This window comes from Snodgrassella sp. ESL0324, assembly GCF_013344955.1.
GTDB lineage: Bacteria > Pseudomonadota > Gammaproteobacteria > Burkholderiales > Neisseriaceae > Snodgrassella > Snodgrassella alvi.
On the sequence record NZ_JAAEDS010000008.1, the window covers coordinates 53,587 to 76,999 of the forward strand.

At 41.5% G+C, this 23,413-nt stretch carries 24 protein-coding genes and 4 tRNA genes; 21 read left to right on the top strand and 7 right to left on the bottom strand.

The genetic code is table 11. The features are described from left to right. Positions 1 to 105 precede the first annotated feature (105 nt). Positions 106 to 972, top strand: coding sequence for a pyridoxal kinase PdxY (gene pdxY, locus GYY70_RS01655; protein WP_174831045.1), 867 nt, complete (start codon positions 106 to 108; stop codon positions 970 to 972). 76 nt (positions 973 to 1,048) lie between these two features. Here the strand turns inward: pdxY and GYY70_RS01660 are convergent, their stop codons facing one another. Further along, on the bottom strand, positions 1,049 to 1,768 hold the full coding sequence (locus GYY70_RS01660; protein WP_174831046.1) for a YggS family pyridoxal phosphate-dependent enzyme: 720 nt from the start codon (positions 1,766 to 1,768) through the stop codon (positions 1,049 to 1,051). 159 nt (positions 1,769 to 1,927) lie between these two features. On the opposite strand from GYY70_RS01660, the gene GYY70_RS01665 reads away from it, so the two are divergent. From GYY70_RS01665 to ruvC, 4 genes are all read left to right on the top strand, one after another. After that, positions 1,928 to 2,971: a type IV pilus twitching motility protein PilT gene (locus tag GYY70_RS01665; protein WP_084552601.1), complete on the top strand. Its 1,044-nt coding sequence runs from the start codon at positions 1,928 to 1,930 to the stop codon at positions 2,969 to 2,971. Positions 2,972 to 3,372: 401 nt separating this feature from the next. After that, positions 3,373 to 4,602 (top strand): PilT/PilU family type 4a pilus ATPase, encoded by a 1,230-nt coding sequence (locus tag GYY70_RS01670; RefSeq protein ID WP_174831067.1) that lies wholly within the window; start codon positions 3,373 to 3,375, stop codon positions 4,600 to 4,602. A 132-nt stretch (positions 4,603 to 4,734) separates the two neighbouring features. Further along, complete coding sequence (gene murU / locus GYY70_RS01675) at positions 4,735 to 5,436, top strand: N-acetylmuramate alpha-1-phosphate uridylyltransferase MurU (protein ID WP_174831047.1); 702 nt, start codon at positions 4,735 to 4,737, stop codon at positions 5,434 to 5,436. 130 nt (positions 5,437 to 5,566) lie between these two features. Continuing rightward, the gene (gene ruvC / locus GYY70_RS01680; protein WP_174831048.1) at positions 5,567 to 6,118 is read left to right on the top strand and encodes a crossover junction endodeoxyribonuclease RuvC; all 552 of its coding nucleotides are present in this window, start codon (positions 5,567 to 5,569) and stop codon (positions 6,116 to 6,118) included. A gap of 97 nt (positions 6,119 to 6,215) precedes the next feature. Here ruvC and GYY70_RS01685 read toward each other — a convergent pair whose 3' ends face one another. The 6 genes from GYY70_RS01685 to GYY70_RS01710 form a co-directional block, all read right to left on the bottom strand. After that, positions 6,216 to 7,001, bottom strand: a complete 786-nt coding sequence (locus GYY70_RS01685) for a DUF2071 domain-containing protein (RefSeq protein WP_174831049.1) — start codon at positions 6,999 to 7,001, stop codon at positions 6,216 to 6,218. A gap of 459 nt (positions 7,002 to 7,460) precedes the next feature. Next, positions 7,461 to 8,063 carry a phosphatase PAP2 family protein gene (locus tag GYY70_RS01690; RefSeq protein ID WP_174831051.1) on the bottom strand — a complete coding sequence of 201 codons (603 nt, stop codon included), beginning with the start codon at positions 8,061 to 8,063 and terminating at the stop codon, positions 7,461 to 7,463. Then, a complete protein-coding gene (locus GYY70_RS01695) occupies positions 8,060 to 9,349 on the bottom strand; it encodes a F390 synthetase-related protein (protein WP_174831053.1) in 1,290 nt (429 codons plus the stop codon). Before GYY70_RS01695 ends, GYY70_RS01690 begins: the two co-directional genes overlap by 4 nt. Continuing rightward, positions 9,346 to 10,152 carry an MBL fold metallo-hydrolase gene (locus GYY70_RS01700; RefSeq protein ID WP_037476172.1) on the bottom strand — a complete coding sequence of 269 codons (807 nt, stop codon included), beginning with the start codon at positions 10,150 to 10,152 and terminating at the stop codon, positions 9,346 to 9,348. Before GYY70_RS01700 ends, GYY70_RS01695 begins: the two co-directional genes overlap by 4 nt. Then, complete coding sequence (locus GYY70_RS01705) at positions 10,153 to 11,160, bottom strand: NAD(P)-dependent oxidoreductase (protein ID WP_174831055.1); 1,008 nt, start codon at positions 11,158 to 11,160, stop codon at positions 10,153 to 10,155. Further along, entirely contained in the window at positions 11,157 to 12,170 is a 1,014-nt protein-coding gene (locus tag GYY70_RS01710) for a 3-oxoacyl-[acyl-carrier-protein] synthase III C-terminal domain-containing protein (RefSeq protein ID WP_180214702.1), read from the bottom strand. Before GYY70_RS01710 ends, GYY70_RS01705 begins: the two co-directional genes overlap by 4 nt. Before the next feature lie 897 nt (positions 12,171 to 13,067). Between GYY70_RS01710 and dprA the strand changes: the two genes are divergently transcribed. From dprA to rplL, 16 genes are all read left to right on the top strand, one after another. Next, positions 13,068 to 14,246 (top strand): DNA-processing protein DprA, encoded by a 1,179-nt coding sequence (dprA, locus tag GYY70_RS01715; RefSeq protein WP_174831057.1) that lies wholly within the window; start codon positions 13,068 to 13,070, stop codon positions 14,244 to 14,246. 11 nt (positions 14,247 to 14,257) lie between these two features. Further along, entirely contained in the window at positions 14,258 to 14,716 is a 459-nt protein-coding gene (locus tag GYY70_RS01720) for a DUF494 family protein (RefSeq protein ID WP_025329887.1), read from the top strand. 141 nt (positions 14,717 to 14,857) lie between these two features. Continuing rightward, entirely contained in the window at positions 14,858 to 17,152 is a 2,295-nt protein-coding gene (topA, locus tag GYY70_RS01725; RefSeq protein WP_174831059.1) for a type I DNA topoisomerase, read from the top strand. Between the two features lie 78 nt (positions 17,153 to 17,230). After that, positions 17,231 to 17,803 (top strand): 16S rRNA (guanine(966)-N(2))-methyltransferase RsmD, encoded by a 573-nt coding sequence (rsmD, locus tag GYY70_RS01730; protein ID WP_174831062.1) that lies wholly within the window; start codon positions 17,231 to 17,233, stop codon positions 17,801 to 17,803. Between the two features lie 91 nt (positions 17,804 to 17,894). Continuing rightward, on the top strand, positions 17,895 to 18,149 hold the full coding sequence (locus GYY70_RS01735) for a YfhL family 4Fe-4S dicluster ferredoxin (RefSeq protein ID WP_037392355.1): 255 nt from the start codon (positions 17,895 to 17,897) through the stop codon (positions 18,147 to 18,149). 113 nt (positions 18,150 to 18,262) lie between these two features. Beyond that, positions 18,263 to 18,346 (top strand) — tRNA-Tyr (locus GYY70_RS01740). A 37-nt stretch (positions 18,347 to 18,383) separates the two neighbouring features. Beyond that, positions 18,384 to 18,457, top strand: a tRNA-Gly gene (locus tag GYY70_RS01745). A 22-nt stretch (positions 18,458 to 18,479) separates the two neighbouring features. Further along, positions 18,480 to 18,554: transfer RNA gene (locus GYY70_RS01750), tRNA-Thr, on the top strand. A gap of 42 nt (positions 18,555 to 18,596) precedes the next feature. After that, the gene (gene tuf, locus GYY70_RS01755; RefSeq protein ID WP_025329891.1) at positions 18,597 to 19,787 is read left to right on the top strand and encodes an elongation factor Tu; all 1,191 of its coding nucleotides are present in this window, start codon (positions 18,597 to 18,599) and stop codon (positions 19,785 to 19,787) included. Between the two features lie 8 nt (positions 19,788 to 19,795). Further along, positions 19,796 to 19,871, top strand: a tRNA-Trp gene (locus GYY70_RS01760). A 63-nt stretch (positions 19,872 to 19,934) separates the two neighbouring features. After that, a complete protein-coding gene (gene secE, locus GYY70_RS01765) occupies positions 19,935 to 20,387 on the top strand; it encodes a preprotein translocase subunit SecE (protein WP_084563545.1) in 453 nt (150 codons plus the stop codon). 2 nt (positions 20,388 to 20,389) lie between these two features. Then, positions 20,390 to 20,923 carry a transcription termination/antitermination protein NusG gene (gene nusG, locus GYY70_RS01770; RefSeq protein ID WP_025329893.1) on the top strand — a complete coding sequence of 178 codons (534 nt, stop codon included), beginning with the start codon at positions 20,390 to 20,392 and terminating at the stop codon, positions 20,921 to 20,923. A 126-nt stretch (positions 20,924 to 21,049) separates the two neighbouring features. Beyond that, entirely contained in the window at positions 21,050 to 21,481 is a 432-nt protein-coding gene (gene rplK / locus GYY70_RS01775; protein WP_025329894.1) for a 50S ribosomal protein L11, read from the top strand. Further along, positions 21,482 to 22,177, top strand: coding sequence for a 50S ribosomal protein L1 (gene rplA, locus GYY70_RS01780; RefSeq protein ID WP_084551070.1), 696 nt, complete (start codon positions 21,482 to 21,484; stop codon positions 22,175 to 22,177). Positions 22,178 to 22,455: 278 nt separating this feature from the next. After that, entirely contained in the window at positions 22,456 to 22,956 is a 501-nt protein-coding gene (gene rplJ, locus GYY70_RS01785; RefSeq protein WP_025329896.1) for a 50S ribosomal protein L10, read from the top strand. 54 nt (positions 22,957 to 23,010) lie between these two features. Further along, on the top strand, positions 23,011 to 23,382 hold the full coding sequence (rplL, locus tag GYY70_RS01790; protein WP_025329897.1) for a 50S ribosomal protein L7/L12: 372 nt from the start codon (positions 23,011 to 23,013) through the stop codon (positions 23,380 to 23,382). Positions 23,383 to 23,413: the final 31 nt, after the last annotated feature.

Sequence of the window (23,413 nt, forward strand, 5' to 3'; positions counted from 1 at the left end):
AATATAATCTGAGTATAATCAGTTTCGTTTAGCATGTTTAGCTGATTATCAGGTTTTTATGAAACCCGCCGGGTAAACACTCACCGGATTGTAAATGGCATTATTATGAAAAATATACTTTCAATTCAGTCTCACGTGGTATTTGGTCATGCAGGTAACAGTGCTACTGTTTTTCCTATCCGTCGGTTAGGTGTCAATGTCTGGCCATTAAATACAGTACAGTTTTCTAACCATACTCAGTACAAGCAATGGAAAGGTATGGTAATGCCGGCTGCACATTTACTGGATATTGCAGATGGTATTGCTGCAATTGATGAATTAAAAAATTGTGATGCTGTACTAAGTGGTTATATGGGTTCAGCTGAGCAAGGCAATGCGATTACTGATATTGTCAGAAAAGTGAAACAAGCTAACCCGCAAGCCATTTATTTTTGTGATCCGGTAATGGGACATCCGGAAAAAGGCTGTATTGTGGCAGGTGGCGTAGCTGAATTTTTGTGTGATGTGGCTTTGCCGCTGAGTGATATGATTGCGCCGAATCTGTTTGAGCTGGAAGAATTGAACAACAAACAACGTATTCATAATGTGGAGGAAGCAGTTGCAGCCTGCCGCGCTTTATGCAATAAAGGTCCGCGGGTGGTTCTGGTGAAACATTTGAGCCGTGCCGGCTATAAGACAGACTGTTTTGAAATGCTGCTGGTCACTGCTGAGGAAGCATGGCATATTCACCGGCCACTGGTGGATTTTGGTGAGCGGCAGCCGGTAGGTGTGGGAGATATGACCAGTGGTATTTTTCTGGCTGACTATCTGTCCGGTAAGACCTTGCTGGAGTCATTTGAGCATACTACTGCTGCAGTATACGGCGTTATGCTGGAAACTCTGAAACGCCGGCAGTATGAGTTGCAGGTGGTCGCTGCTCAGGAAGAAATAGCTCATCCTGCACATCGCTTTCAGGCTGAGAAAATAGCCTGATTGATTTATATATTTATCATAATGATGATAATTTTTGTGCTGCCGGTAAGAAATCCTTACCGGCATAATTTTATTTCTAAGAATTATTTTCTGTTTGAGTGTAGTTGCGCTGCCCGAAAATTGCACTGCCTACCCGTACATGAGTAGCTCCGCAAGCTATAGCAATACTTAAATCCGCGCTCATACCCATTGATAATACATCAACAGCAAAACCGGCCTGGTGCAAGTACTGTAACAGGTTTTGCATCTGATGGAACTGTTGTTGTAATTCAGTGTCTGTGCTACCGGTCTTGGCTACACACATAAGTCCGCGCAGTTTAAGACGCGGTAATTCGCTGATCATATTAGCCAGTGTCAGTAATTCGCTTTTATTTGGGCTAATACCATGTTTATTGCTTTCTGCTGAAATATTCACCTCAATACAGACATTGAGGGGCGGTAAATATTCAGGACGCTGCTCATGCAGCCGCCGGGCAATTTTTTCACGATCAATAGTGTGTACCCAGTGTGCCCGTTCTGCCACAATTCGGCTTTTATTTGACTGAATATGCCCTATCATGTGCCAGACAATATCCGGCTCAGCGAGCTGACTGGTTTTTTCGCTGAATTCCTGAATATAGTTTTCACCAAAATCACGCTGACCAGCCTCATATAAAGTAATGATATCATTGGCGGGAAAGGTTTTACTGACAGCAATCAGCTGTACCGGCTGTGGTGCCGCAGTTTGCCGACAGACATCATTTATGTTTGCCAGTACCTGTTGCCAGTGTTGAATTAAGATGTCTGTATTTTTCATAATTAATGGTGTTTTTCAATTTTTCTGATTAAATCTAAGTATATTTGTAAAAATTTTGACATAGTGACAAATATTTTCATTTTAAAGATACGACAACTTGATTAAAATAAGAACCATATTTTGTGCCTGTATCATGCAGGCAAGCATAATGGAGTAAATATGCAGATAACCGATTTATTGGCCTTCGGCGTTAAAAATAAAGCTTCTGACTTGCATCTGAGTGCTGGTCTGCCTCCCATGATACGCGTTAATGGTGATATCCGCCGTATCAATCTGCCTGAACTGAGTGCAGAAGAAGTAGGCAAAATGATTGCTTCTATCATGAACGATTATCAGCGCAAGGAATATCAGCAAAACCTGGAAACTGACTTTTCGTTCGAATTGCCCAATGTATCGCGGTTCCGTGTGAATGCCTTTAATACTGAACGCGGTCCTGCAGCCGTTATGCGTACCATTCCGAGTAAAGTTCTTACACTTGAAGAACTGAGGGCTCCGGCAATTTTTCAGAAAATTGCAGAACTGCCGCGCGGGTTGGTACTGGTAACCGGTCCTACTGGTTCCGGTAAGTCAACTACACTAGCAGCAATGATCGACTACATCAATAATAATGATGCCGGTCATATTCTAACAATTGAAGACCCGATTGAGTTTGTACATCAAAGTAAAAAATCGTTGGTAAATCAGCGTGAACTGCATCAGCATACTCATAGTTTCGCCAATGCCCTGCGTTCGGCATTGCGTGAAGATCCGGATGTGATTCTGGTAGGCGAAATGCGTGACCCTGAAACGATTGGTTTGGCCTTAACTGCTGCCGAAACAGGTCACTTGGTGTTTGGTACTTTGCATACCACAGGTGCTGCTAAAACCGTTGACCGTATTGTGGATGTATTCCCTGCAGGCGAAAAAGAAATGGTTCGTTCTATGCTATCAGAAAGTTTGCAGGCAGTGATTTCTCAGACTCTGCTTAAAACCAAAGATGGTAACGGCCGTGTGGCAGCACATGAAATTATGATCAGTAATCCGGCAGTACGTAACCTGATTCGAGAAAACAAAATTGCTCAGATCAACTCTACTTTACAAACTGGTCAGAAATTTGGAATGCAGACACTCGATCAGTGTTTACAGCAATTAGTGCGTGAAAACCGTATTAGTATAGATGTTGCACGTGCCAAAGCAGTAAGTCCGGATCAGATGGTAGGCTAATTGTTTGTTGTTTTTATATAGGAAAGTGTATTGATATGGGTACGTTGAAAGGTTCTGCTGAGGAGTCATCCGCTTTATCTGATTTACTTGCAGATATGGTTAATCATTATCAACATCCTGCAGCAACCGGGGCTGCCGATACTTCTGCTTCCGGTACAGCTGCCAATACATCCACAGTGACAACAGAACAACCGGTTTTGCAGTCTAATGCTGTTGCAAAAGAGGTTACGGTAACGACAGCAAACCAAATTTCAGCGCCGAATACAAAAGCTACAACAGCAACTGCCGGAAATATGACAAAATCTGCTATTACAGCGGTATCACAAACTGAAAAAGCTGTATCTGTACCGGTTGCAGAACGTATTCCTGCAAAGACTTCCGTTACTTCTGAAATCAATACAATGACAAAACCTACAAGCACAATGACAGATTCACATACACCAGATATCAGTGCAGCAGCTTCTGCCAGTTCTCATGCTTCCCTTACTCTGGAACGGGAAACTATCCACCTTCATCCGGTACTGGAAAAAATGGCTGTGGAAGCTGTGCGTTTAAATGCTGCTGATATCTTTATCAGTCCAGGATTCCCGCCATCATGGAAAATTGATGGTAAGATCACACCGGCGCCTACTAAGCCTTTAACTGCTGATGAAACTGCCAAAATTGCTATGTCAACCATGACCATGGCGCAACGTCAGCGGTTTATCCAAGAACTGGATCTGAACTATTCCATTATTGCTAAAAATGGCGTGCGCTTCAGGGTAAATGCCTATCATGAACAAGGTCGGGTAGGCATGGTACTGCGCCGGATTACCACCGATATTCCAACTACTGAAAGCCTTTTTCTCCCACCGGTGCTAGACGAGCTGGTAATGAAAAAACGCGGGCTGATTATTCTTGCCGGTCCTACCGGTAGCGGTAAATCCACTACTATGGCTGCTATGCTGGATTATCGCAATGCTAATTCTGCCGGCCATATTCTGACTATTGAAGATCCGATTGAATATGTTCATAAACCTAAGAAAAGCATTATTACTCATCGCGAGGTAGGCGTAGATACGCTGAGCTGGGATAATGCTATGCAAAGTGCACTGCGTGAGGCTCCCGATGTAGTCTGTGTGGGGGAGGTGCGCAGTGATGAAAGCATGGAGTATGCATTAAAGCTGGCTCAAACTGGCCACTTATGCTTTTTTACTCTGCATGCCAGTAGTGCAAATCAGGCTATTGAACGTATTCTGAACTTTTATCCAGAAGAGCAGCATAAACAAGTATTGATGGATTTGGCACTGAATCTGGTATGTATTATTGGTCAGCGCCTGGCTTCGAAAAAAGATGGTAAAGGCCGTCGTGCTGTGGTTGACTTGCTTATTAATACTGCTACTGTTCAGGACTATATCTACAAAGGTGAATTAATGCAGATAAAAGAACTGATGGCTAAAGCAGGTAATGATGGCATGCAAACTTTCGATCAATGTCTGTTCCAGTTATATGCTGATGGTATTATTGATTTTGACGAAGCCTTGCGTCAGTCTGATTCACCCAATGACTTACGTTTACGTATTAATCTGTATGAACAGGGTGAAAAGGGTGCGGCAATCTTTGATACTGGGGCAGATTTGAATCTGATTTAAACTGATTAAATTTATTAATCAGCTATGATTTCGAATATAACAGGCAAAGCTATATGCTTTGCCTGTTATATTATCGGCTTGATCTATCAGCCTGTAATTTTAACTGTATTTACTACGGAATAATCAATCACCATGAAAGCCATGATTCTTGCTGCCGGACGCGGTGAGCGTATGCGGCCACTGACAGATACTTGTCCGAAACCATTGCTGAATGTTGGTGGTCTACCTTTAATTGCTCATCATTTACGGCGGTTAAAGGCAGCCGGATTTAATGATATTGTTATTAATCATGCCTGGCTTGGACAACAAATTGAAGATACTTTAGGCTCAGGGCATGCTTATGGGGTGGATATCCGTTATTCAGCAGAAGCCGAGGGTGGATTGGAAACGGCCGGAGGGATTGCTACGGCCTTACCTTTATTGGGTCATGCCTCTTTTCTAGTTATAAACGGAGATGTCTTAACCGATATTGATTTTGCACAGGCTTTCAAGATTAGTGAAAAGTTACAGCAAACAGGTAAGCTGGCACATCTATGGTTGGTTAACAATCCGGAACATCATCCGGAAGGTGATTTTAGCCTGACGGACCAAGGTGATATTATTGATCGGCAGCCAGAAAACCCGGCATTTACTTTCAGTGGTGTAGGTGTTTATCATCCTGCTCTTTTTAATGAGATACCAAGATATACCCGGGCTAAACTGGCCCCTTTGTTGCGTACAGCTATGCAAACCGGGCTGGTGAGCGGAGAGTATTATGACGGTTATTGGCTGGATGTAGGTACAGTAGAGCGATTGCAACAAGCAAATCAATGGTTTGCTAAAAAAATATCATGAATCACTAACAGGTATGATTAATATACGGTAACATAATTTACTCAACTGGCAGAGCGAATATCCGTTTTATAAGATAGTATCACAACCTGTCAGCATAAATTATTGTTTTTCAGTGATTAAGTAGTAAAGCATGCAAAAACAGCCGACAGAGCAAACTCGTATTCGAATTCTGGGCGTTGATCCTGGCAGCCGAGTTACCGGCTTTGGAGTGATTGATGTCATCGGTAGCCAGCATATTTATGTGGCTTCCGGTTGTATTAAAACGACTTCAGGTGCCCCATTAGCTGAACGTATCCGTATAATCGTTCAAAATTTACGTGAGGTGATTACAACCTATCAGCCAACGCAAACTGCTGTAGAACAGGTTTTTGTCAATGTTAATCCTGCTGCAACACTGGTACTGGGACAGGCTCGTGGAGCCGTATTGGCAGCATTAACCCTGGGAGAACTGCCTGTATTTGAATATACTGCATTACAGGTTAAACAGGCTGTAGTAGGTAAGGGGAAAGCTGCTAAAGAGCAGGTACAGCATATGGTGGTGCAAATGTTGTCGCTGTCGGGTATACCCCAGGCTGATGCTGCGGATGCTTTAGCGGTAGCACTAACTCATGCTTTACGAAATTATAGTCTGGCTTCAAGAATTCAACAGGGACTAACCCTTAAATCTGGTCGTTTTCGTTGAATTCTGTCCGCCAGACGTTATTCTGCTATTCGTCAAAGTACCTATTTCTATGTGCAAAACAATACTATTAGTAACTTATAATTTTTGTTGATAAAATCTATAACGCTGTTGGTGGTAAATAGATAGTAAATTCGTTGATAGGCTGAAGTAAAACGCTGTAGGGATGCTGTTGTTCATCCTGATTAACTAAATTCATTCTACTTAACAGGCCAAATTGTGCTGACTCAAGTTTTGCCGGCTTTACGTCTAGTCGATCATGCCATACGCGGTAAGTACCCAATTTGCCATTACGCCGATAGTAGAAGCCGGCCAGTGGATGAGTCAGATATACCAGTGCAGTTTCATTATCAGGAAACCCCTGAAAATGAAATTGCTGGTCTGGCTGCTGGCTTAATTGTACCTGTGCAGGTGCCCAGTCAGACTCTGTATGCATTTCATAGTGCTGGTAACATTTGGAAAGTGGGTCAAAGTGACAATTAAAACTTATTTTGCCCCGATGCCAGGGTAATTTCCATACATTCCGGGGTACCATAATCGTCCAGGAATCCAGAGTTGTGCCCAAAAACCAGACACAGCGTTCACCAGTAGTGGTATCTATAATATAAATTCTATAGTTGGTTTGCCCCATGGTAAAAACAGGGAACGGATAAACGGCTGAAGTGAAATCAACATCTATAAAAGGTACTACTGATAACAAGCCTTTTTGCTCACCATTAATTATGACACTATCCAGCTGAAAACGTGATGGAAATAATCCTGCAAATCTCTCTGCATCAATCGCGTAAGTAATAATAGCAAAATGTTTTAATTTACAGTCCACATCTATGCCTGATGGAGTCGGACGCGGATGCAGAAAATCTTTAAATTTAAGAGGCGTTAGCATATCAATACCTTTAATTCTTATCTGGAAATCTAATCAGTATCAGGAGTCATAAATTTTCCTAAATTAAGTATATATATTAAATTTACAAAAGTAAACATAAATTAATATAAATTATTAAATTTATTTTAAATATTTACATTATAAAAAATAATAATTTCATATCATAAATTAATTTTTTTATATATAAAGAATATTAGATAAAATTATATTTTTAAAAATTAATTAGCTTATTGTAAACAGGGAATTATCTATTTAATATATTTGTCATAATTGTAAAATTATTTAATTTAAATATTATGTGAATAAATTAAAAAGAGTATTATGCACTGATAGAATTGGCTTTAACTCCAATATATAAATGACAAAATATCTTTGCGAATATTAAATCGTTGCGGTTCAGCCTAATTGCATTAACAGTAAATATGGATGAAATTAAACTTTTATCATGTTCCTATAAGGCTAGGGTTGTTTAATCAAACGTTTAAATCCATAACGTACACTCCAACCCGCTATCAGTGCCAGTACAGTACCGCCAATAAAATCAATAAAGAGATGTCGCCGAAGCTGGATGATCGATAACACAATCGTCATTCCCCATAGTAATAAAATTATATTGCGCAGAGGGTGAAACTTGTTTAATGCACCCCAGATAGCAAGAGATGTTAAGGTAACATGCAGTGAGGGAAAACAGTTTACTGGATCATCAATTTCAATCAGTTTTACCAGTAACCATGAACTGACAGAACTACCGTTATCGACCGGATAAATCATCGTGGTTGGAAAAATAAGGTAACACAGAGCGGCCAGAATCCCGCTAAGTACAAAACAGCCAGACATCCAGCCCAGGCGTTTATAAGGGGCAATAAAAAAGCAAATTGGAATAATTAAAAAAAACGAGAGATAAGCCCAGATAGCATGGGGTGTAAATTCAATCCATTTATCGATTATTGACGGTGAAAGTAAACTCGGTTCATGTTGCAGATAGGCTGAACCATGATAAGCCATTCCGACTATTCCCCAACTTGTAAATAAATAAACGCATCGCATCCAGAAGTGCTTCATTGAACACCTCGATCGCGAATAATTCGCCGCCTTTTTTGTGAAAATTCGGCAGGTATCGTGTTAACAGACATGAGTTTCCACTTTAGCTGAGTAACATTGGCGCCTTGCTGAATAAAATGTGCAGTTAATGCCTGTTGGCATTGACTTAAATATGCTTGTGAACAGCAGGCAATCAGCTCAATACTGTTATCCTGATGCTGAATCAGACGATAATCACTGGTTAATGGTAAATTATTGGCAATCACGCGACTGCAATAGTCAGCAAAAATAGTTAACGGATTTCCTTGCTGATCGGTAAGTGATAGCTGATCATCGCATCGCCCTTCAATATGTGAAATTGCCATTCCTTGCCGTCCACAAAGGCAGGGCGTTTGGCGCCGGACTAAAATATCATCTAACTGATAGCGTACAATGGGTTGGGTTTCACGAGTAAAATCAGTAATAATCGGCATAAAGCGATTTTCGTCTAACCAGCACGGTTCGATATAGATGAACTCTTCATTTAAGTGAAGCGTACCAAGCGGGCAGGTAGCTGCAAGAAAGCCTTCGGTAGCCTGATAAACTTCAGCCAACTGATTAAAGACCTGTTTGATAATTTGTTTGTCCTGATCTTCAAGTACTTCAGCAGCAGAGATTACTAGAACCGGATTTATTGTCAGCTTACCATTAAGCTTTTCTGTTGCCAGAGCACGCAATACTTGTGCTGGTGCCACGATGATGGTAGGTTGATATTCATTCAGCGATTGGATCTGTTGCTGAAAATTATCAAACAGACCATAAAAACGAAAAGTTAACCAATGGCTGTTGGTGCTATGATAAAGGTGATTATCGGCTCTTAAAAATAATGCAACCCGTTCTTTAGTCAGTAATCCGCGAGGTAACATTTTTGCCAGTATTCCGCCTGCCCAGATTAGTTGCTCTCTCGGACTCACAACAAATAAACCACGTTGCCCTGATGTTCCCGAAGATAACCCCACACTGAACTTACCCATTCTGGCACTAAAGTCACGCTGTTGTTCGCTGTGCTGAGCCAAGGTTAATAATGAATCACAAGTCAGATTCTCTGTATTCATTTGATCAAAATGTGCCATCATCAGCTGTTTGTTCATTAAAGGCCATGATTCAAACGGTTGATTAATGAATTGGCTGAAATAAGGACTTTTGGTTAACACACGCTGTTTAAATTTTTTTAGCTGTTTAATTTGATATGCTTCAAGATCAGCGCGCTGTTTAAATATTAAGTGTTTTGTGCGCCAGTAGTACCAAAGTATTTTTAGCAGCCTCATTCCTCACCTTCATGGCTTAAATAAATGGTCACGTCAGGATGATAAGAGAGTTGATGGAGCTGATTAAGAGTGTTTTCAAAGGCTCTGGAATCAGCCATAATCAATTGAGCAAAGCGAGATGGCTTTCTTAAATCTTGATAATTTTCTTTGACCCAAGCAGCATCACTGGCTAACAGCGTCCAACCCTTATCAGTTAAAATAAATGCACCAATATGGCCGACAGCATGGCCTGGTAAGGGAACTAAAATCACTTGTTCTTTACTGTTTGGCAAGATGTAGCCCTGAGTAAAAGGAGCAAGTTCAGGAGCAAGCTGACAAATTTCAAAATGTTCTACAAAACTCACCCGCTGTTCAAAATCAGACGGAATAAGGTCAGGTACAAATCCTTGTTTAAGCGCAAAAAAACCGCGTAAAGGTTTGAGTGTTTTCCAGCCCTGTTGTGAGCAGATGAAATGACTGTGAGTAAAATCTTTCAGTCCGGCGATATGATCACCATGAAAATGTGAAATAATGACATTTTGGATACTTGCAAGATCAATACCCAAGGTAATAAATTGCTCTTTAAGAGATTCACCTTTATTGAGATAGACAGGTGTGGTTTTCTGATAAAGTTTAAAGATACCTGTTTGTGTATATTGCTTAAAATAGTCAGCATAGCCAGTGTCCCATAGCCAGCGGTATCCATCAACTTCAATAAGCCAGGCGCGTGCCGGGAACTGACACACGTTAAAACCTGCTCCACGCATGGCCATGCAAGCAATATGAGTACAATATCCGGCTTTGAACGGGGTAATTCTGGCCATTTATACATGCCCGTTTTGCTGTAACCACTGTGCTGTCAGATGTATACTTTCATTCATATTATATAGAGGCTGATAACCTAAACGTTCAATCGCCATTTTCTGACTTAAAGTCATATCAAAATAGAGCGTACCGACACTGTAACGGGTAAGTGCCGGTTCTTTGTTTGTTAATGATGCGATACCCTCAAGCAAAGCAGCTGTGCCATATAATAATCTGTAGGGTAGTGACCGAATTTTGTAGTGAAGATTTAACTGATCTTTTAATAATAAATGAATTAGGTCATCAAGTTTGCAGGGTTGCTGATTGGTAATATTAAAAGCATTCCCAGACTGAATATTCTGCTTATCAGAGGCCAGGTACAAGGCATGAACGACATTAAGAACAAAGGTAAGGTCTACAAAAGCCTGACCGCCACTAGGTAAATATAAAATACCTCCGGTACGGTTTAATAATGCCAGTATACGGGGAATAATCACTCTGTCATGAGGACCGAAAATGCCTCGTGGTCTTAAAATTAAATAAACAGTATCCGGATAAAGCTTTACGCATTCCTGAATGCGTTTTTCTGCTTCATATTTGGTATTTGCATAATGATTTGCAAAATGTTCAGCAAGATAATCTTCAGTAATATTCTGATGAGATTGAAAATCAAAATAAATTGAAGGTGTTGATATATGAATAAAACGTTTAATACCAGATTTTCCGGCAAACTGAGCCAAACGTGCAGTAACAGCGGTATTGGCCTGATAAAACCATTCATATCTTCCCCATGGGGAAGATAAAGCTGCACAATGCCAGACAATATCACAATCAGAAAGAAGTTGAAAATAATCCGTATCAGTTGCGGTAACTAAGTCCAGTGCAGTAAATTTTGCACCGAGTGTTGTCAGCTCTTTTCCCGCTATTTGATTACGACCCGTGGCATGAACCTGATGGCCTTGTGTCAGTAACCATTCTACTGCATTGCGCCCCAAACCACTGGTTGCGCCAGTCACTAAAAATTTCATGGCAGCAGAATCATCCCACCTAGGGTTAGCCCTGCAGCAGTACCTATTAGCATAGCTGGTTTCCCCGGATTAAAACGATTGGTGATTACCGCTTCATGCAATGCACTGGGAATTGATGCGGCTACCTGATTACCTCGAAAACGATAAATATCAATTATCGATTCGTTAGGAATAGTAAGCCGTTTACGCATGTGTTCCAGTGATAAATGGCTGGCTTGATGAGGAATAACCGTAGCTATATCAGAGAGAGTTAAGTTAGCCTGATTTAATAAACGAGCTAAATATGGTTCAATCAAAGCAGATGCCAGTCTGAATAGTGGTTTACCTTGCATACGGAAAAGGCAATCATTTTCATCCATGCCGGTTTTAATATTCCGACGGCTACCGCCACCGCTGATTTCACAAAAATCAATGCCATTAGTATGTGTTTCTAATAAACAGGCAAGAATGCCACTATAACCATCGCCTTTTTCGACAATAGCACAAGCGGCGCCGTCTCCAAAGATTAAAGACGACTCTTCATCCTGCCAGTTCAGACCACGTGATGCTAAATCTGCCGAAACAATAGCGATGCGCTTATAAGCTCCGGTATTTAACAGACCTGCTGCTACCTGTAATGCACTGATAAAACTCACACAACTGGTATTAACATCAAAGTTAGCAATGGTTTTGGATAACGTGCTGGCTTTTAAAATATGTGCTGCTGTATACGGTAAGGCCTGGACAGGAAGTGCACAGGCTGAAATCAGTAAATCAATAGATTCTGCTGAAATATTACAACGAGTTAGCGCATCATTAATGGCTGCTGCCGCTAAATCAGCCTGCTTTAAATGATGGTCAGCATGATAACGATAAAGAATGCCGGAACGTTTCAGCGTATAACCTGCCGGTTTGTTCAGCTTTTTATCCAGATCTGCTGCCTCAATTCTATCCGGAGGTAAAGCAGTTCCGGTGGAAAGAATTTTAATAGGAACTAAATTTTTATTTAGTATTTCATCATCTTTAACCAAAATATGTACACTCCTTTGTTAGGAATTTATTGTAATGTAAATATCTTATTTTACAAATGTAATTATTTATTAAAAATGATATTAATCAATAATTAGTAAGATTGTACATCGCAAATTGGTCTGATTTTGAGTTATTGAAACTGATCTGATTTTTTCAGTAAAACCGCAATAAGTATATTCATTACGAATATATATTCAGATATTAATATGCTTAAATTGCTGACATTAATGTAAGTTATCTTGATGATTAAATTTTAATAAATACAGTCAATTATATGTATAATTAATTATAAAAGTGTTGCCATAATCTGGCTTGAAATTGAGGATATTTAAATTATTTATTTGGTTTAATTTTTTACAGGATTAAAAGAATTATTTGAATAAAAGAGCTATTGTCAGACATGCTCATAGATAAGAAATATATATTCACTTTATAGTATTTTAACCATTGATAATGGTGTTTTATTATCACAACATTATGACATATAATTAAAATTTTTAGCCATTAATGTTTAATTTATGACTAAGATCTTTTTGCCAATATTTAAAATTAGATAAAATTAAACTTTTTGTTTTACGTGGTGACAAATACATGGTTGCAGTGCAAATTGGTAAGATTTTTTCAATACTGGAGTACTTTCAGAGTAATTAAATTGTTGATAGTTTCAGGAAAAAATTGATTAAACATTTAAACGACAGATATTAAAAAGTACTTTAATAGTGAATAATTTTTCATTATTATTCAAAATAGTTAGAGACATTTATAATATGATATTATAATATTGGCCAGAATAAATAATAAGATTAGTTCATAAGTAAATTAATAATAAAAAACAAAAATTGTTTATTTTTAATAATCTTGTCATAATCAAATGTAATAAATATTAAAAATATAATATGGATACGCAAGAACGCCTGGCCTGGATTGAATTGGCATTAACTCCGTTTGTGGGGGCTGAAACTTTTCTTCGCATAATTAAATATTTTGGTTCAGCACAAAATGCTCTTAGTGCATCGGCTGCTGAAATATCGCCTTTTTGTCAACGGCAAGTCAGTAAGTATTGGCATAGTGATGTAGCAAAACAGGCAACTGAAGCAGCTATAGAATGGGAGCGAGCGCATACTGATGCACGTTTATTACTACTGGCAGATAATGATTTTCCGGAAATGCTAACCAAGGGTTTAACACCGCCTCCATTATTGTTTGTTCGTGGTGATAGCCAGTGTTTGCATCAACCCGCTTTATCAATTGTTGGCAGTCGGCATGCCACACCACAAGCCATGCGCATTACTCATGATTTTGCAGCCGCACTGGCACGGAAAGGTGTAACAATTATTTCAGGCATGGCTAGTGGCGCAGATACAGCAGCACATCAGGGTGCTTTGCAGGCAATGGGTACAACAGTAGCAGTTTGGGGTACAGGTATTGACAGAGTATATCCGGCAAGCAACAAAAATTTAGCCACACAAATTGCTGCTCATGGCTGTATTATTTCTGAATTTCCATTGGGTACTCGTCCTTCGCCCGGAAATTTTCCGCGACGTAACCGCTTGATTGCTGCACTTAGTCAGGGTACGCTGGTAGTTGAAGCCGCAACTGAATCGGGCTCATTGATTACTGCAAGATTGGCTGGCGAAATGGGGCGGGAAGTTATGGCGATACCGGGTTCTATTGATAACCCTTTAAGTAAAGGCTGTCACGCATTAATCAAACAGGGTGCCAAATTAGTAGAAAATCTGGAAGATATTTTGCAGGAATGTCCACGCCTCTTGCAAAAAAAAGATTTGCAATCATATAGCAATCGTCCTCATCTGCAAACTGATGATATAAGTAAATCATCTACAAATACTGATAGTTCAGAAGATTTATTATCAGTTCATTCATCAGATTGTGTACTTAACCGGATGGAGCAGCAGGTGCTGGACGGACTGGGTTACGGCATAATGCATCCGGATATGTTAGTTACAGCACTTGGCATGGCTGCTACAGATGTGTATGCTCATCTCGTGACATTGGAGCTTGGTGGCTGGATTACCACGCTGCCAGGCGGTTGTTATCAACGCATTAAATCTTGAGAGGAAAGCAAATGATTGATGTAATAGCGTTTTTGATTGAGCACTTTCAAGACGTTGATGCATTTCCACCACGTAAAGACTTAGGCGTATTGTTGGAAGAAGTCGGTTTTAATGATGAAGAAATCGGCGACGCTTTATCCTGTCTGGATGATTTGCGTTTTGAACCATTAATTCCGGCAGAAAAGTTACGCAATAGCACAGGATCACGCATTTATAATAATGAAGAGCTCGATGCGCTTCCGCTTGAAGTGCGTGGATTAGTACATTTTCTGGAGCAAAATGGTGCTCTTAATCCGGAGCAGCGTGAATTTGTACTCAATGCCCTGATGAACTTACCTTACGAAGATATTACGGTGGATCATGCTAAAGTATTAGCTTTACTGGTGTTATGGGCACACCGCTCAGAATTACCGGTGCTGATAGGTGATGAATTAATGGCTGCGCTCAATGGTGAAGCCGTCATGCAGTAAGTTACTGAAGCGATACAGTTGCATGAAAGCTTTCAGTCAGCGTGTCTGAAAGCTTTTTGCATTGTTCAAATGTATTTATTAGAATAATCCAGACTAACAACATATCACAAATATTTAAATTACGAATGTGAGCCTGAACTAATGGCAAAAAACCTGTTGATTGTTGAATCTCCATCTAAAGCGAAAACGCTGAAGAAATATTTAGGTAGCGATTTTGAAATTCTCGCTTCCTACGGTCACGTGCGTGATCTGGTTCCCAAAAGCGGTGCAGTGGATCCGGAAAATGACTTTACTATGAAATACCAGTTAGTAAGTCGTAATGCCAAACATCTCGATGCAATTGTGGCTGCAGCTAAAGAGGCCGATGCATTGTATCTGGCTACCGACCCGGATAGGGAAGGTGAAGCCATCTCATGGCATTTGCAGGAAATACTGAAATCCAAACGCGGTCTGAAAAACTTGCAGCCAAAGCGGGTAGTGTTTCATGAAGTGACCAAAAAAGCTGTACTGGATGCAGTAGCCCATCCGCGTGAATTGTCACAAACGCTGGTAGATGCGCAGCAGACGAGGCGGGCACTGGATTATCTGGTAGGTTTTAATCTGTCACCTTTATTGTGGAAAAAAATTCGTCGTGGTTTATCTGCTGGCAGAGTACAAAGCCCGGCATTACGCATGATTTGTGAACGAGAAGAGGAAATCCGCGAGTTTACTGCACAAGAATACTGGACTATACACCTTGACAGCCATAAAGCACGTACTAAATTTACCGCTAAACTAACCCATTGGCAGGGGCAGAAGCTGGAACAATTTGACATTCCTGATGAAGAACGTCAGCAAGGTATCGTTTCAGCTTTGGCCGGTCAACCAGCACATGTATCTAACGTAGAAAAGAAAAAGCGCAGCCGTAATCCTGCAGCTCCATTTACCACTTCGACTATGCAGCAAGAAGCAGTACGTAAGCTGAGTATGACAACTGATCGTACCATGCGTACCGCACAGCAGTTATATGAAGGTGTGGATGTCGGACAAGGAGCTGTGGGTCTGATTACGTATATGCGTACCGATTCGGTTAGTCTCTCAGATGAAGCTGTAACAGAAATACGTCATTATATTGACAACAAAATCGGTAATGAATTTTTACCTTCATCGCCCAAAATATACAAAACCAAATCAAAAAATGCACAGGAAGCGCATGAGGCTATTCGTCCTACCTCAGTGTATCGTACGCCAGAAGCTGTAAAACCGTTTCTGACTGCCGACCAGTTTCGCTTGTATCAGATGATATGGCAACGGGCAGTGGCCTGTCAGATGGCGCCTGCACGCTTTGATACTACCAGTGTTGATATTGTTGTGGGTAAAGGTATCTTCAGAGTAACCGGTCAGGTACAAACTTTTGCCGGTTTCCTCAGTGTCTATGAAGAGGGTGTAGACGACAGCGAAGAAGATGAGAATGCCAAAAAGTTGCCGGAACTTCATGAGGGTGACATTTTGCCGGTTGACAGGATTTTTGGCGAGCAACATTTTACCCAGCCACCACCGCGTTATTCTGAAGCCAGTCTGGTTAAAGCATTGGAAGAGTATGGTATTGGTCGCCCATCAACCTATGCCAGTATTATTTCCACACTAAAAGAGCGGGAATACGTTACTCTGGAACAGAAACGTTTTATGCCCACTGATACCGGTGAAGTGGTTAATAAATTTCTGACCGAACATTTCGGTCAGTATGTGGATTATAACTTTACTGCCAGACTGGAAAATCAGCTGGATGATATTGCCGGCGGTAAGCGGGAATGGAAACCCGTAATGCAGCAGTTCTGGAAAGGCTTTGATAAAGAAATCAAAGCTAAGGAAGATATACCCCGCGCAGAATTAACTGCCGAAAATCTAGATGAAATCTGTCCTAAATGCGGTACCCATCAATTACAAATTAAATTTGGTAAGCGCGGGCGTTTTATTGCATGCAGCGGTTATCCGGAATGTGACTATACCCGCAATGTTAATGAAACAGCCGAGGAAGCAGCAAAGGCAGCAGAAGAACCGACAGTTGTAGAAGGGCGGCTTTGCCCGAAGTGTGAAGGACAACTGGTATATAAACGCGGACGTTACGGTAAATTTATTGGTTGTGCCAATTATCCTAAATGTAAATATATTGAACCGCTTGAAAAGCCAAAAGACACTGGTATTGAGTGCCCTAAATGTCATAAAGGCAGCCTGATTGAGCGTAAAAGCCGTTATGGTAAATTATTTTACAGTTGTAATACCTATCCGGACTGTGATTATGCTGTCTGGAATCCGCCGGTTAAAGAAAGCTGTCCGCAGTGTGGCTGGCCAATAATGACCATCAAAACAACTAAGCGGCGCGGAACTGAAAAAGTGTGTCCGCAAAAAGAGTGCGGTTATACGGAGCAGATTGAGCCACCTGCACCAAAAGAATAAATCAGGCTGCTTTAAGAAATTAGATGTATCAAGACTTTCAGAATGCCTGAAAGTCTTTTTTTATCGGAGTGAGTATACGTGGCAAAAGTACAGCATCAGCATCGCAATCAGGTACGCATTATTGGCGGTACTCATCGCGGACGTAAATTAACATTTCCGGCAGCCGAAGGATTGCGTCCGACTGCAGATAGCGTGCGTGAACGATTGTTTAACTGGCTGGGACAGGATTTAACCGGAATGGCAGTTCTGGATCTTTTTGCCGGTAGCGGGGTAATGGGGCTGGAGGCTGCATCACGAAATGCTGCCAAAGTTACTATGATAGAAAAAAATCGGCAGGTTGCTGCGGCAATAAAAAGTAATGTGCAACAATTGAATTTTGGGCAGATAGAGCTTATCTGTACAGAAGCACACAGTTTTCTCATAAATAATCACCAGCAATTTAACATAGTATTTCTCGATCCGCCGTATGTCTGGCAGCAATGGCATGAACTGCTGGATGCTCTTTCATTACATTTGCTTCCGAATGCGCGCGTATATATGGAAAGTAACACATTACCTGTACTTCCGGCTGGCTGGGAGGTACTTAAACAAGGAAAGTCAGGTATAAGTCGTTTTGAATTATTGACTTATCATAAAATTGATGCTGAATAGAGAGAAAGGCGGGATTGCAGGAGAGAAAACAAAATAGTGCTATAATCCGCGCCCAACGGTTTAGAGTTAAATTTAACGATAAAGGAAAAACATGTCACTCTTGATAACAGATGAGTGCATTAACTGCGATGTATGTGAGCCTGAGTGCCCGAACAACGCTATTTATCAGGGTGATGAGATTTATGAAATCACCCCGGAGCGCTGTACACAGTGTGTCGGCCATTATGATGAGCCGCAATGCCAGCAGGTTTGCCCGGTAGACTGTATCATTATTGATGAAGAACATCCGGAAAGCGAAGAAGAGCTGGAAGCAAAATATCAGCAGCTAATGGCGGAAAAAGAGTAAATTTTTCCAAGCATGAAATGTATTTGAAACAGTTAATTACTATTTAAAGCAAAAAAAAATGCTGAATAGACTTGACGAAGTGGCAAATGAACATTATCATGCCGTTCTCTTTTGGAGGGATTCCCGAGCGGCCAAAGGGGGCAGACTGTAAATCTGTTGCGAAAGCTTCGAAGGTTCGAATCCTTCTCCCTCCACCAAAATTCCAGTCTTACTTGTAGTTTTTTAAGTGAGTATGCGGGTGTAGCTCAATGGTAGAGCAGAAGCCTTCCAAGCTTACGGTGAGGGTTCGATTCCCTTCACCCGCTCCAGATAAGTAAATACCTACCGTACGCCCATGTAGCTCAGGGGTAGAGCACTCCCTTGGTAAGGGAGAGGCCGACAGTTCAATTCTGTCCATGGGCACCATTAGAATTGATAAACCTAATCATCTTTAGATAGGAAGTAGCCATGGCTAAAGAAAAATTCGAGCGGAGCAAACCGCACGTAAACGTTGGCACCATTGGTCACGTTGACCATGGTAAAACCACTTTGACTGCTGCAATGTGTACCATTCTGTCCCAGAAATTCGGTGGTGCAGCCAAAGCTTATGATCAGATTGACAATGCCCCGGAAGAAAAAGCCCGTGGTATTACCATTAATACATCACACGTAGAATACGAAACCGCAGAACGTCACTATGCACACGTTGACTGCCCGGGACACGCTGACTACGTGAAAAACATGATTACCGGTGCTGCCCAGATGGACGGCGCGATTCTGGTGGTTTCTGCAGCTGACGGTCCGATGCCACAAACCCGTGAGCACATCCTGTTAGCCCGTCAGGTAGGTGTACCTTACATTATCGTTTACATGAACAAATGTGACATGGTTGACGACGAAGAGTTGCTGGAACTGGTAGAAATGGAAATTCGTGACCTGTTGTCAAGCTACGAATTCCCGGGTGATGATGTACCTTTGATTAAAGGTTCAGCTCTGAAAGCACTGGAAGGTGACCAGTCAGACATCGGTGAAGCTTCAATTATGGCTTTGGCAGATGCACTGGACAGCTATATTCCTACACCGGAACGTGCAGTAGACAAACCATTCCTGTTGCCGATTGAAGACGTATTCTCAATTTCAGGTCGTGGTACCGTGGTTACCGGTCGTGTAGAACGCGGTGTAATCAATGTAGGTGACGAAATTGAAATCGTTGGTTTGAAAGACACCCAGAAAACCACATGTACTGGCGTTGAAATGTTCCGCAAATTGCTGGATCAGGGTCAGGCAGGTGATAACGTAGGTGTATTGCTGCGTGGTACCAAACGTGAAGAAGTAGAACGTGGTCAGGTACTGGCAAAACCGGGCAGCATCACTCCGCACACCAAATTCAAAGCAGAAGTATACGTACTGAGCAAAGAAGAAGGTGGTCGTCATACACCGTTCTTTGCGAACTACCGTCCGCAGTTCTATTTCCGTACAACAGACGTAACTGGCGCAGTAAGCCTGGCAGAAGGTGTGGAAATGGTAATGCCGGGAGAGAATGTAACGATAGACGTAGAACTGATTCATCCGATTGCGATGGAAGAAGGCTTACGCTTTGCGATTCGTGAAGGTGGCCGAACAGTTGGTGCCGGTGTGGTTGCTAAAGTTATCGCTTAAAGTTTTGTAGGCCAGTAGCTCAATTGGTAGAGTATCGGTCTCCAAAACCGAGGGTTGGGGGTTCGAGACCCTCCTGGCCTGCCAAAAAATCAGACTAATCGGCCAATGGTCGGTTAGTCTTTTTTGTATTAATTAAAAGGTGGTTATATGGACAACAAAACATCGAAAGATGTAGGAGCCAAAACCAAAGCACAATTAAAAGCTGAAGCTAAGCAACAGCAGGAGTTGGAAGTCAAACGTAATAAATGGTTTGATTTGTTGAAATATCTTCTCTCCGCTATATTGGTTGCCGCTGGTATTCAGGCATTCTATGCTCTTGATGCGCAATTGCCACTTTATATCCGTTATTTATTTCCATTGGTAGGTGTAGTAGCAGCCATTGTAATTGTATTTTTTTGGAGTACAGGTGGACGCAAACTTACTGCCTATGTGCGCGACTGTGTATCGGAAGCCAGAAAAGTAGTTTGGCCAGAGCGTAATGAGGCATTGCGCATGACCCTGTTTGTACTGATATTTGTTGCTGTCTTGTCGTTATTTATTTGGGGTGTTGACAGCCTGATTTCATGGTTGTTATTTGACATCTTTATGAGGAGAAGCTGATCATGGCAAAACAGTGGTATGTTGTACACGCTTATTCCGGTTTTGAAAAAAATGTACAAAAAACCTTAAAAGAGCGCATTGAGCGTGAAGGAATGGGTGAATATTTTGGTCAGATACTGGTGCCGGTTGAAGAAGTTGTGGATATAAAAAACGGGCGTCGCAGTATTACTGAACGTAAATTTTTTCCTGGTTATGTTCTGGTAGAAATGGATATGACCGATGCTTCATGGCACTTGGTTAAAAATACACCACGTGTGACGGGCTTTATTGGTGGAACAGCCAATAAACCATTACCTATTTCAGCTCGTGAAGTAGATGCTATCTTGCATCAGGTGCAAAGTGGAGTAGAAAAACCAAAACCAAAAGTCCTCTTTGATGTTGGTCAGCAAGTGCGGGTAAATGAAGGTCCGTTTAAAGACTTTAATGGTGTTGTAGAAGAAGTCAATTACGAACGCAATAAACTGCGTGTTGCTGTGCAGATATTTGGACGTGAAACACCGGTTGAGCTGGAATTTTCTCAGGTAGAGAAAATTTAACTGCAATAATACAACATAAACTAACCTGTGCTTGTAAGGAAAAGGTTTTTTCTTTATAATCACGGGTCTTGCTTTTGGGGAGCAGCATTTGCTGCGTCATACCCGTTTATTTGGAGTTTAAATCAAGTGGCAAAAAAAATTGTAGGCTATATCAAACTGCAGATTCCTGCAGGTAAAGCCAATCCGTCTCCTCCGGTAGGTCCGGCACTGGGTCAGCGTGGTCTGAATATTATGGAATTCTGTAAAGCCTTTAATGCGGCTACGCAGAATGTTGAGCCGGGTCTGCCGGTTCCAGTAGTGATTACTGCGTTTGCAGATAAATCATTTACCTTTGTAATGAAAACGCCACCGGCTTCTATTTTGCTGAAAAAAGCAGCTGGTCTGCAAAAAGGTAGTTCAAATCCATTAACCCAGAAAGTGGGTAAAGTGACTCGTGCACAATTGGAAGAAATCGCCAAGACTAAAGAGCCTGATTTAACTGCTGCTGATCTGGATGCGGCGGTACGCACCATTGCCGGTAGTGCCCGTTCAATGGGTTTAGATGTGGAGGGTGTGTAAATGGCTAAGCTTTCAAAACGTATGCAGGCTATTCGTGCTGCTGTGGAAACCAATAAATTATATACTATTGATGATGCTCTGAATCTGGTTAAAGCTAATGCTACAGCCAAATTTGATGAATCTATCGATGTATCTTTCAATCTTGGCATTGATGCACGTAAATCTGACCAACTTGTTCGTGGTTCTGTAGTATTGCCTAAAGGTACCGGTAAAACTGTACGTGTGGCTGTGTTTACTCAGGGCGCTAATGCGGAAGCTGCTAAAGCAGCCGGTGCTGATGTGGTTGGTTTCGATGATCTGGCTGCTGAAGTCAAAGCAGGTAATCTGAACTTTGATGTGGTAATTGCATCTCCTGATGCTATGCGTGTAGTAGGTCAGCTAGGTACTATTCTGGGTCCGCGTGGTTTAATGCCAAACCCGAAAGTGGGTACTGTTACGCCAAATGTTGCTGAAGCTGTTAAAAATGCGAAGGCAGGTCAGGTACAGTATCGTACAGATAGAGCTGGTATCGTACATGCAACTATTGGTCGTGCTTCTTTTGATGCCGCTGATCTGCGTGAAAACTTTAACGCATTACTGGATGCCATTGTTAAAGCTAAACCTGCTGCAACAAAAGGTCAGTATCTGCGCAGAATCGCAGTATCCAGCACGATGGGTGCAGGTTTGTGTGTTGACAGCGCTTCTGTAAATAATTAAGAAGTATCCTTGAATTCCGGCAGTTTGGTCTCATATCAGACTGCCTTAAAAATTCATATAAATGTCTTACATTTATATGTTGGGCTACTTAGAAATAAGTAGATGTCCAAGACCGTAGGGAATTTGTGGTAGTAAAACAAATTTTAAAAATTAACCCTACGCAGACGGTAGTCCCGGATAATCTTGTGTAAGCTTTGCTTACGGATGTCTTTTTGGGTTGCCGCGCTGGGTGGAGTGGTATTCATATCGCTCTGATTAAAAACAGTGGGAGGTAGACCTTGAGTCTCAATATTGAAACCAAGCAAGCAGCCGTAGCCGAAATCGTAGCAGCCATTGCTAACGCTCAAACTATGGTTATTGCCGAGTATCGTGGTATCAGTGTTGCCAGTATGACCGAACTGCGTGCCAATGCTCGTAAAGCAGGTGTATACCTGCATGTGTTGAAAAACACATTAGCCCGTCGCGCTGTTGAAGGTACATCATTTGCCGCTCTGGCTGATCAGATGGTTGGTCCGTTGGTTTATGCGGTATCTGAAGACCCGGTTGCTGCTGCAAAAGTACTGCACCAGTTCTCGAAAAAAGATGAAAAAATTGTACTGAAAGCAGGTTCATATAATGGTGATCTGCTGGATGTTGCTCAGGTAGCAGAACTTGCTTCTATTCCGAGCCGCGACGAATTGCTCGCGAAATTGCTGGGTATTATGCAAGCTCCTGTTTCAGGTTTTGCCCGTGCACTTGCTGCTTTGGCTGAGAAAAAAGCCGGCGAAGAAGCTGCCTAAATTTCATCTGATTTATATTTAAATTTTTATTCTCAATTATTGGAGTTTAATAGCATGGCTATTACTAAAGAAGACATTCTGGAAGCAGTTGGTAACCTGACCGTTATGGAATTAAACGATCTGGTTAAAGCTTTTGAAGAAAAATTTGGTGTATCTGCAGCTGCTTTGGCTGTTAATAATGGTTCTAATAACGGTGCTACAGCTGCCGAAGAAAAATCTGAATTCGATGTAGTATTGACTTCTGCTGGTGCTCAGAAAGTTGGCGTGATTAAAGTTGTTCGTGCTATCACTGGTCTGGGTCTGAAAGAAGCTAAAGATCTGGTTGACGGTGCACCTAAAACTCTTAAAGAAGGTGTTTCTCAGGCTGAAGCTGACGACATTAAAAAACAACTGGAAGAAGCCGGCGCTTCTGTCGAAATCAAGTAATTTCAGTTGCGTTTTACAGGCTGGTAGCTTA

Coding starts and splice junctions, on each gene's coding strand:
- pdxY (WP_174831045.1), top strand. CDS start 106: ATGAAAAATATACTTTCAATTCAGTCTCACGTGGTATTTGGTCATGCA.
- GYY70_RS01660 (WP_174831046.1), bottom strand. CDS start 1,768: ATGAAAAATACAGACATCTTAATTCAACACTGGCAACAGGTACTGGCA.
- GYY70_RS01665 (WP_084552601.1), top strand. CDS start 1,928: ATGCAGATAACCGATTTATTGGCCTTCGGCGTTAAAAATAAAGCTTCT.
- GYY70_RS01670 (WP_174831067.1), top strand. CDS start 3,373: ATGACAAAACCTACAAGCACAATGACAGATTCACATACACCAGATATC.
- murU (WP_174831047.1), top strand. CDS start 4,735: ATGAAAGCCATGATTCTTGCTGCCGGACGCGGTGAGCGTATGCGGCCA.
- ruvC (WP_174831048.1), top strand. CDS start 5,567: ATGCAAAAACAGCCGACAGAGCAAACTCGTATTCGAATTCTGGGCGTT.
- GYY70_RS01685 (WP_174831049.1), bottom strand. CDS start 7,001: ATGCTAACGCCTCTTAAATTTAAAGATTTTCTGCATCCGCGTCCGACT.
- GYY70_RS01690 (WP_174831051.1), bottom strand. CDS start 8,063: ATGAAGCACTTCTGGATGCGATGCGTTTATTTATTTACAAGTTGGGGA.
- GYY70_RS01695 (WP_174831053.1), bottom strand. CDS start 9,349: ATGAGGCTGCTAAAAATACTTTGGTACTACTGGCGCACAAAACACTTA.
- GYY70_RS01700 (WP_037476172.1), bottom strand. CDS start 10,152: ATGGCCAGAATTACCCCGTTCAAAGCCGGATATTGTACTCATATTGCT.
- GYY70_RS01705 (WP_174831055.1), bottom strand. CDS start 11,160: ATGAAATTTTTAGTGACTGGCGCAACCAGTGGTTTGGGGCGCAATGCA.
- dprA (WP_174831057.1), top strand. CDS start 13,068: ATGGATACGCAAGAACGCCTGGCCTGGATTGAATTGGCATTAACTCCG.
- GYY70_RS01720 (WP_025329887.1), top strand. CDS start 14,258: ATGATTGATGTAATAGCGTTTTTGATTGAGCACTTTCAAGACGTTGAT.
- topA (WP_174831059.1), top strand. CDS start 14,858: ATGGCAAAAAACCTGTTGATTGTTGAATCTCCATCTAAAGCGAAAACG.
- GYY70_RS01735 (WP_037392355.1), top strand. CDS start 17,895: ATGTCACTCTTGATAACAGATGAGTGCATTAACTGCGATGTATGTGAG.
- tuf (WP_025329891.1), top strand. CDS start 18,597: ATGGCTAAAGAAAAATTCGAGCGGAGCAAACCGCACGTAAACGTTGGC.
- secE (WP_084563545.1), top strand. CDS start 19,935: ATGGACAACAAAACATCGAAAGATGTAGGAGCCAAAACCAAAGCACAA.
- nusG (WP_025329893.1), top strand. CDS start 20,390: ATGGCAAAACAGTGGTATGTTGTACACGCTTATTCCGGTTTTGAAAAA.
- rplA (WP_084551070.1), top strand. CDS start 21,482: ATGGCTAAGCTTTCAAAACGTATGCAGGCTATTCGTGCTGCTGTGGAA.
- rplL (WP_025329897.1), top strand. CDS start 23,011: ATGGCTATTACTAAAGAAGACATTCTGGAAGCAGTTGGTAACCTGACC.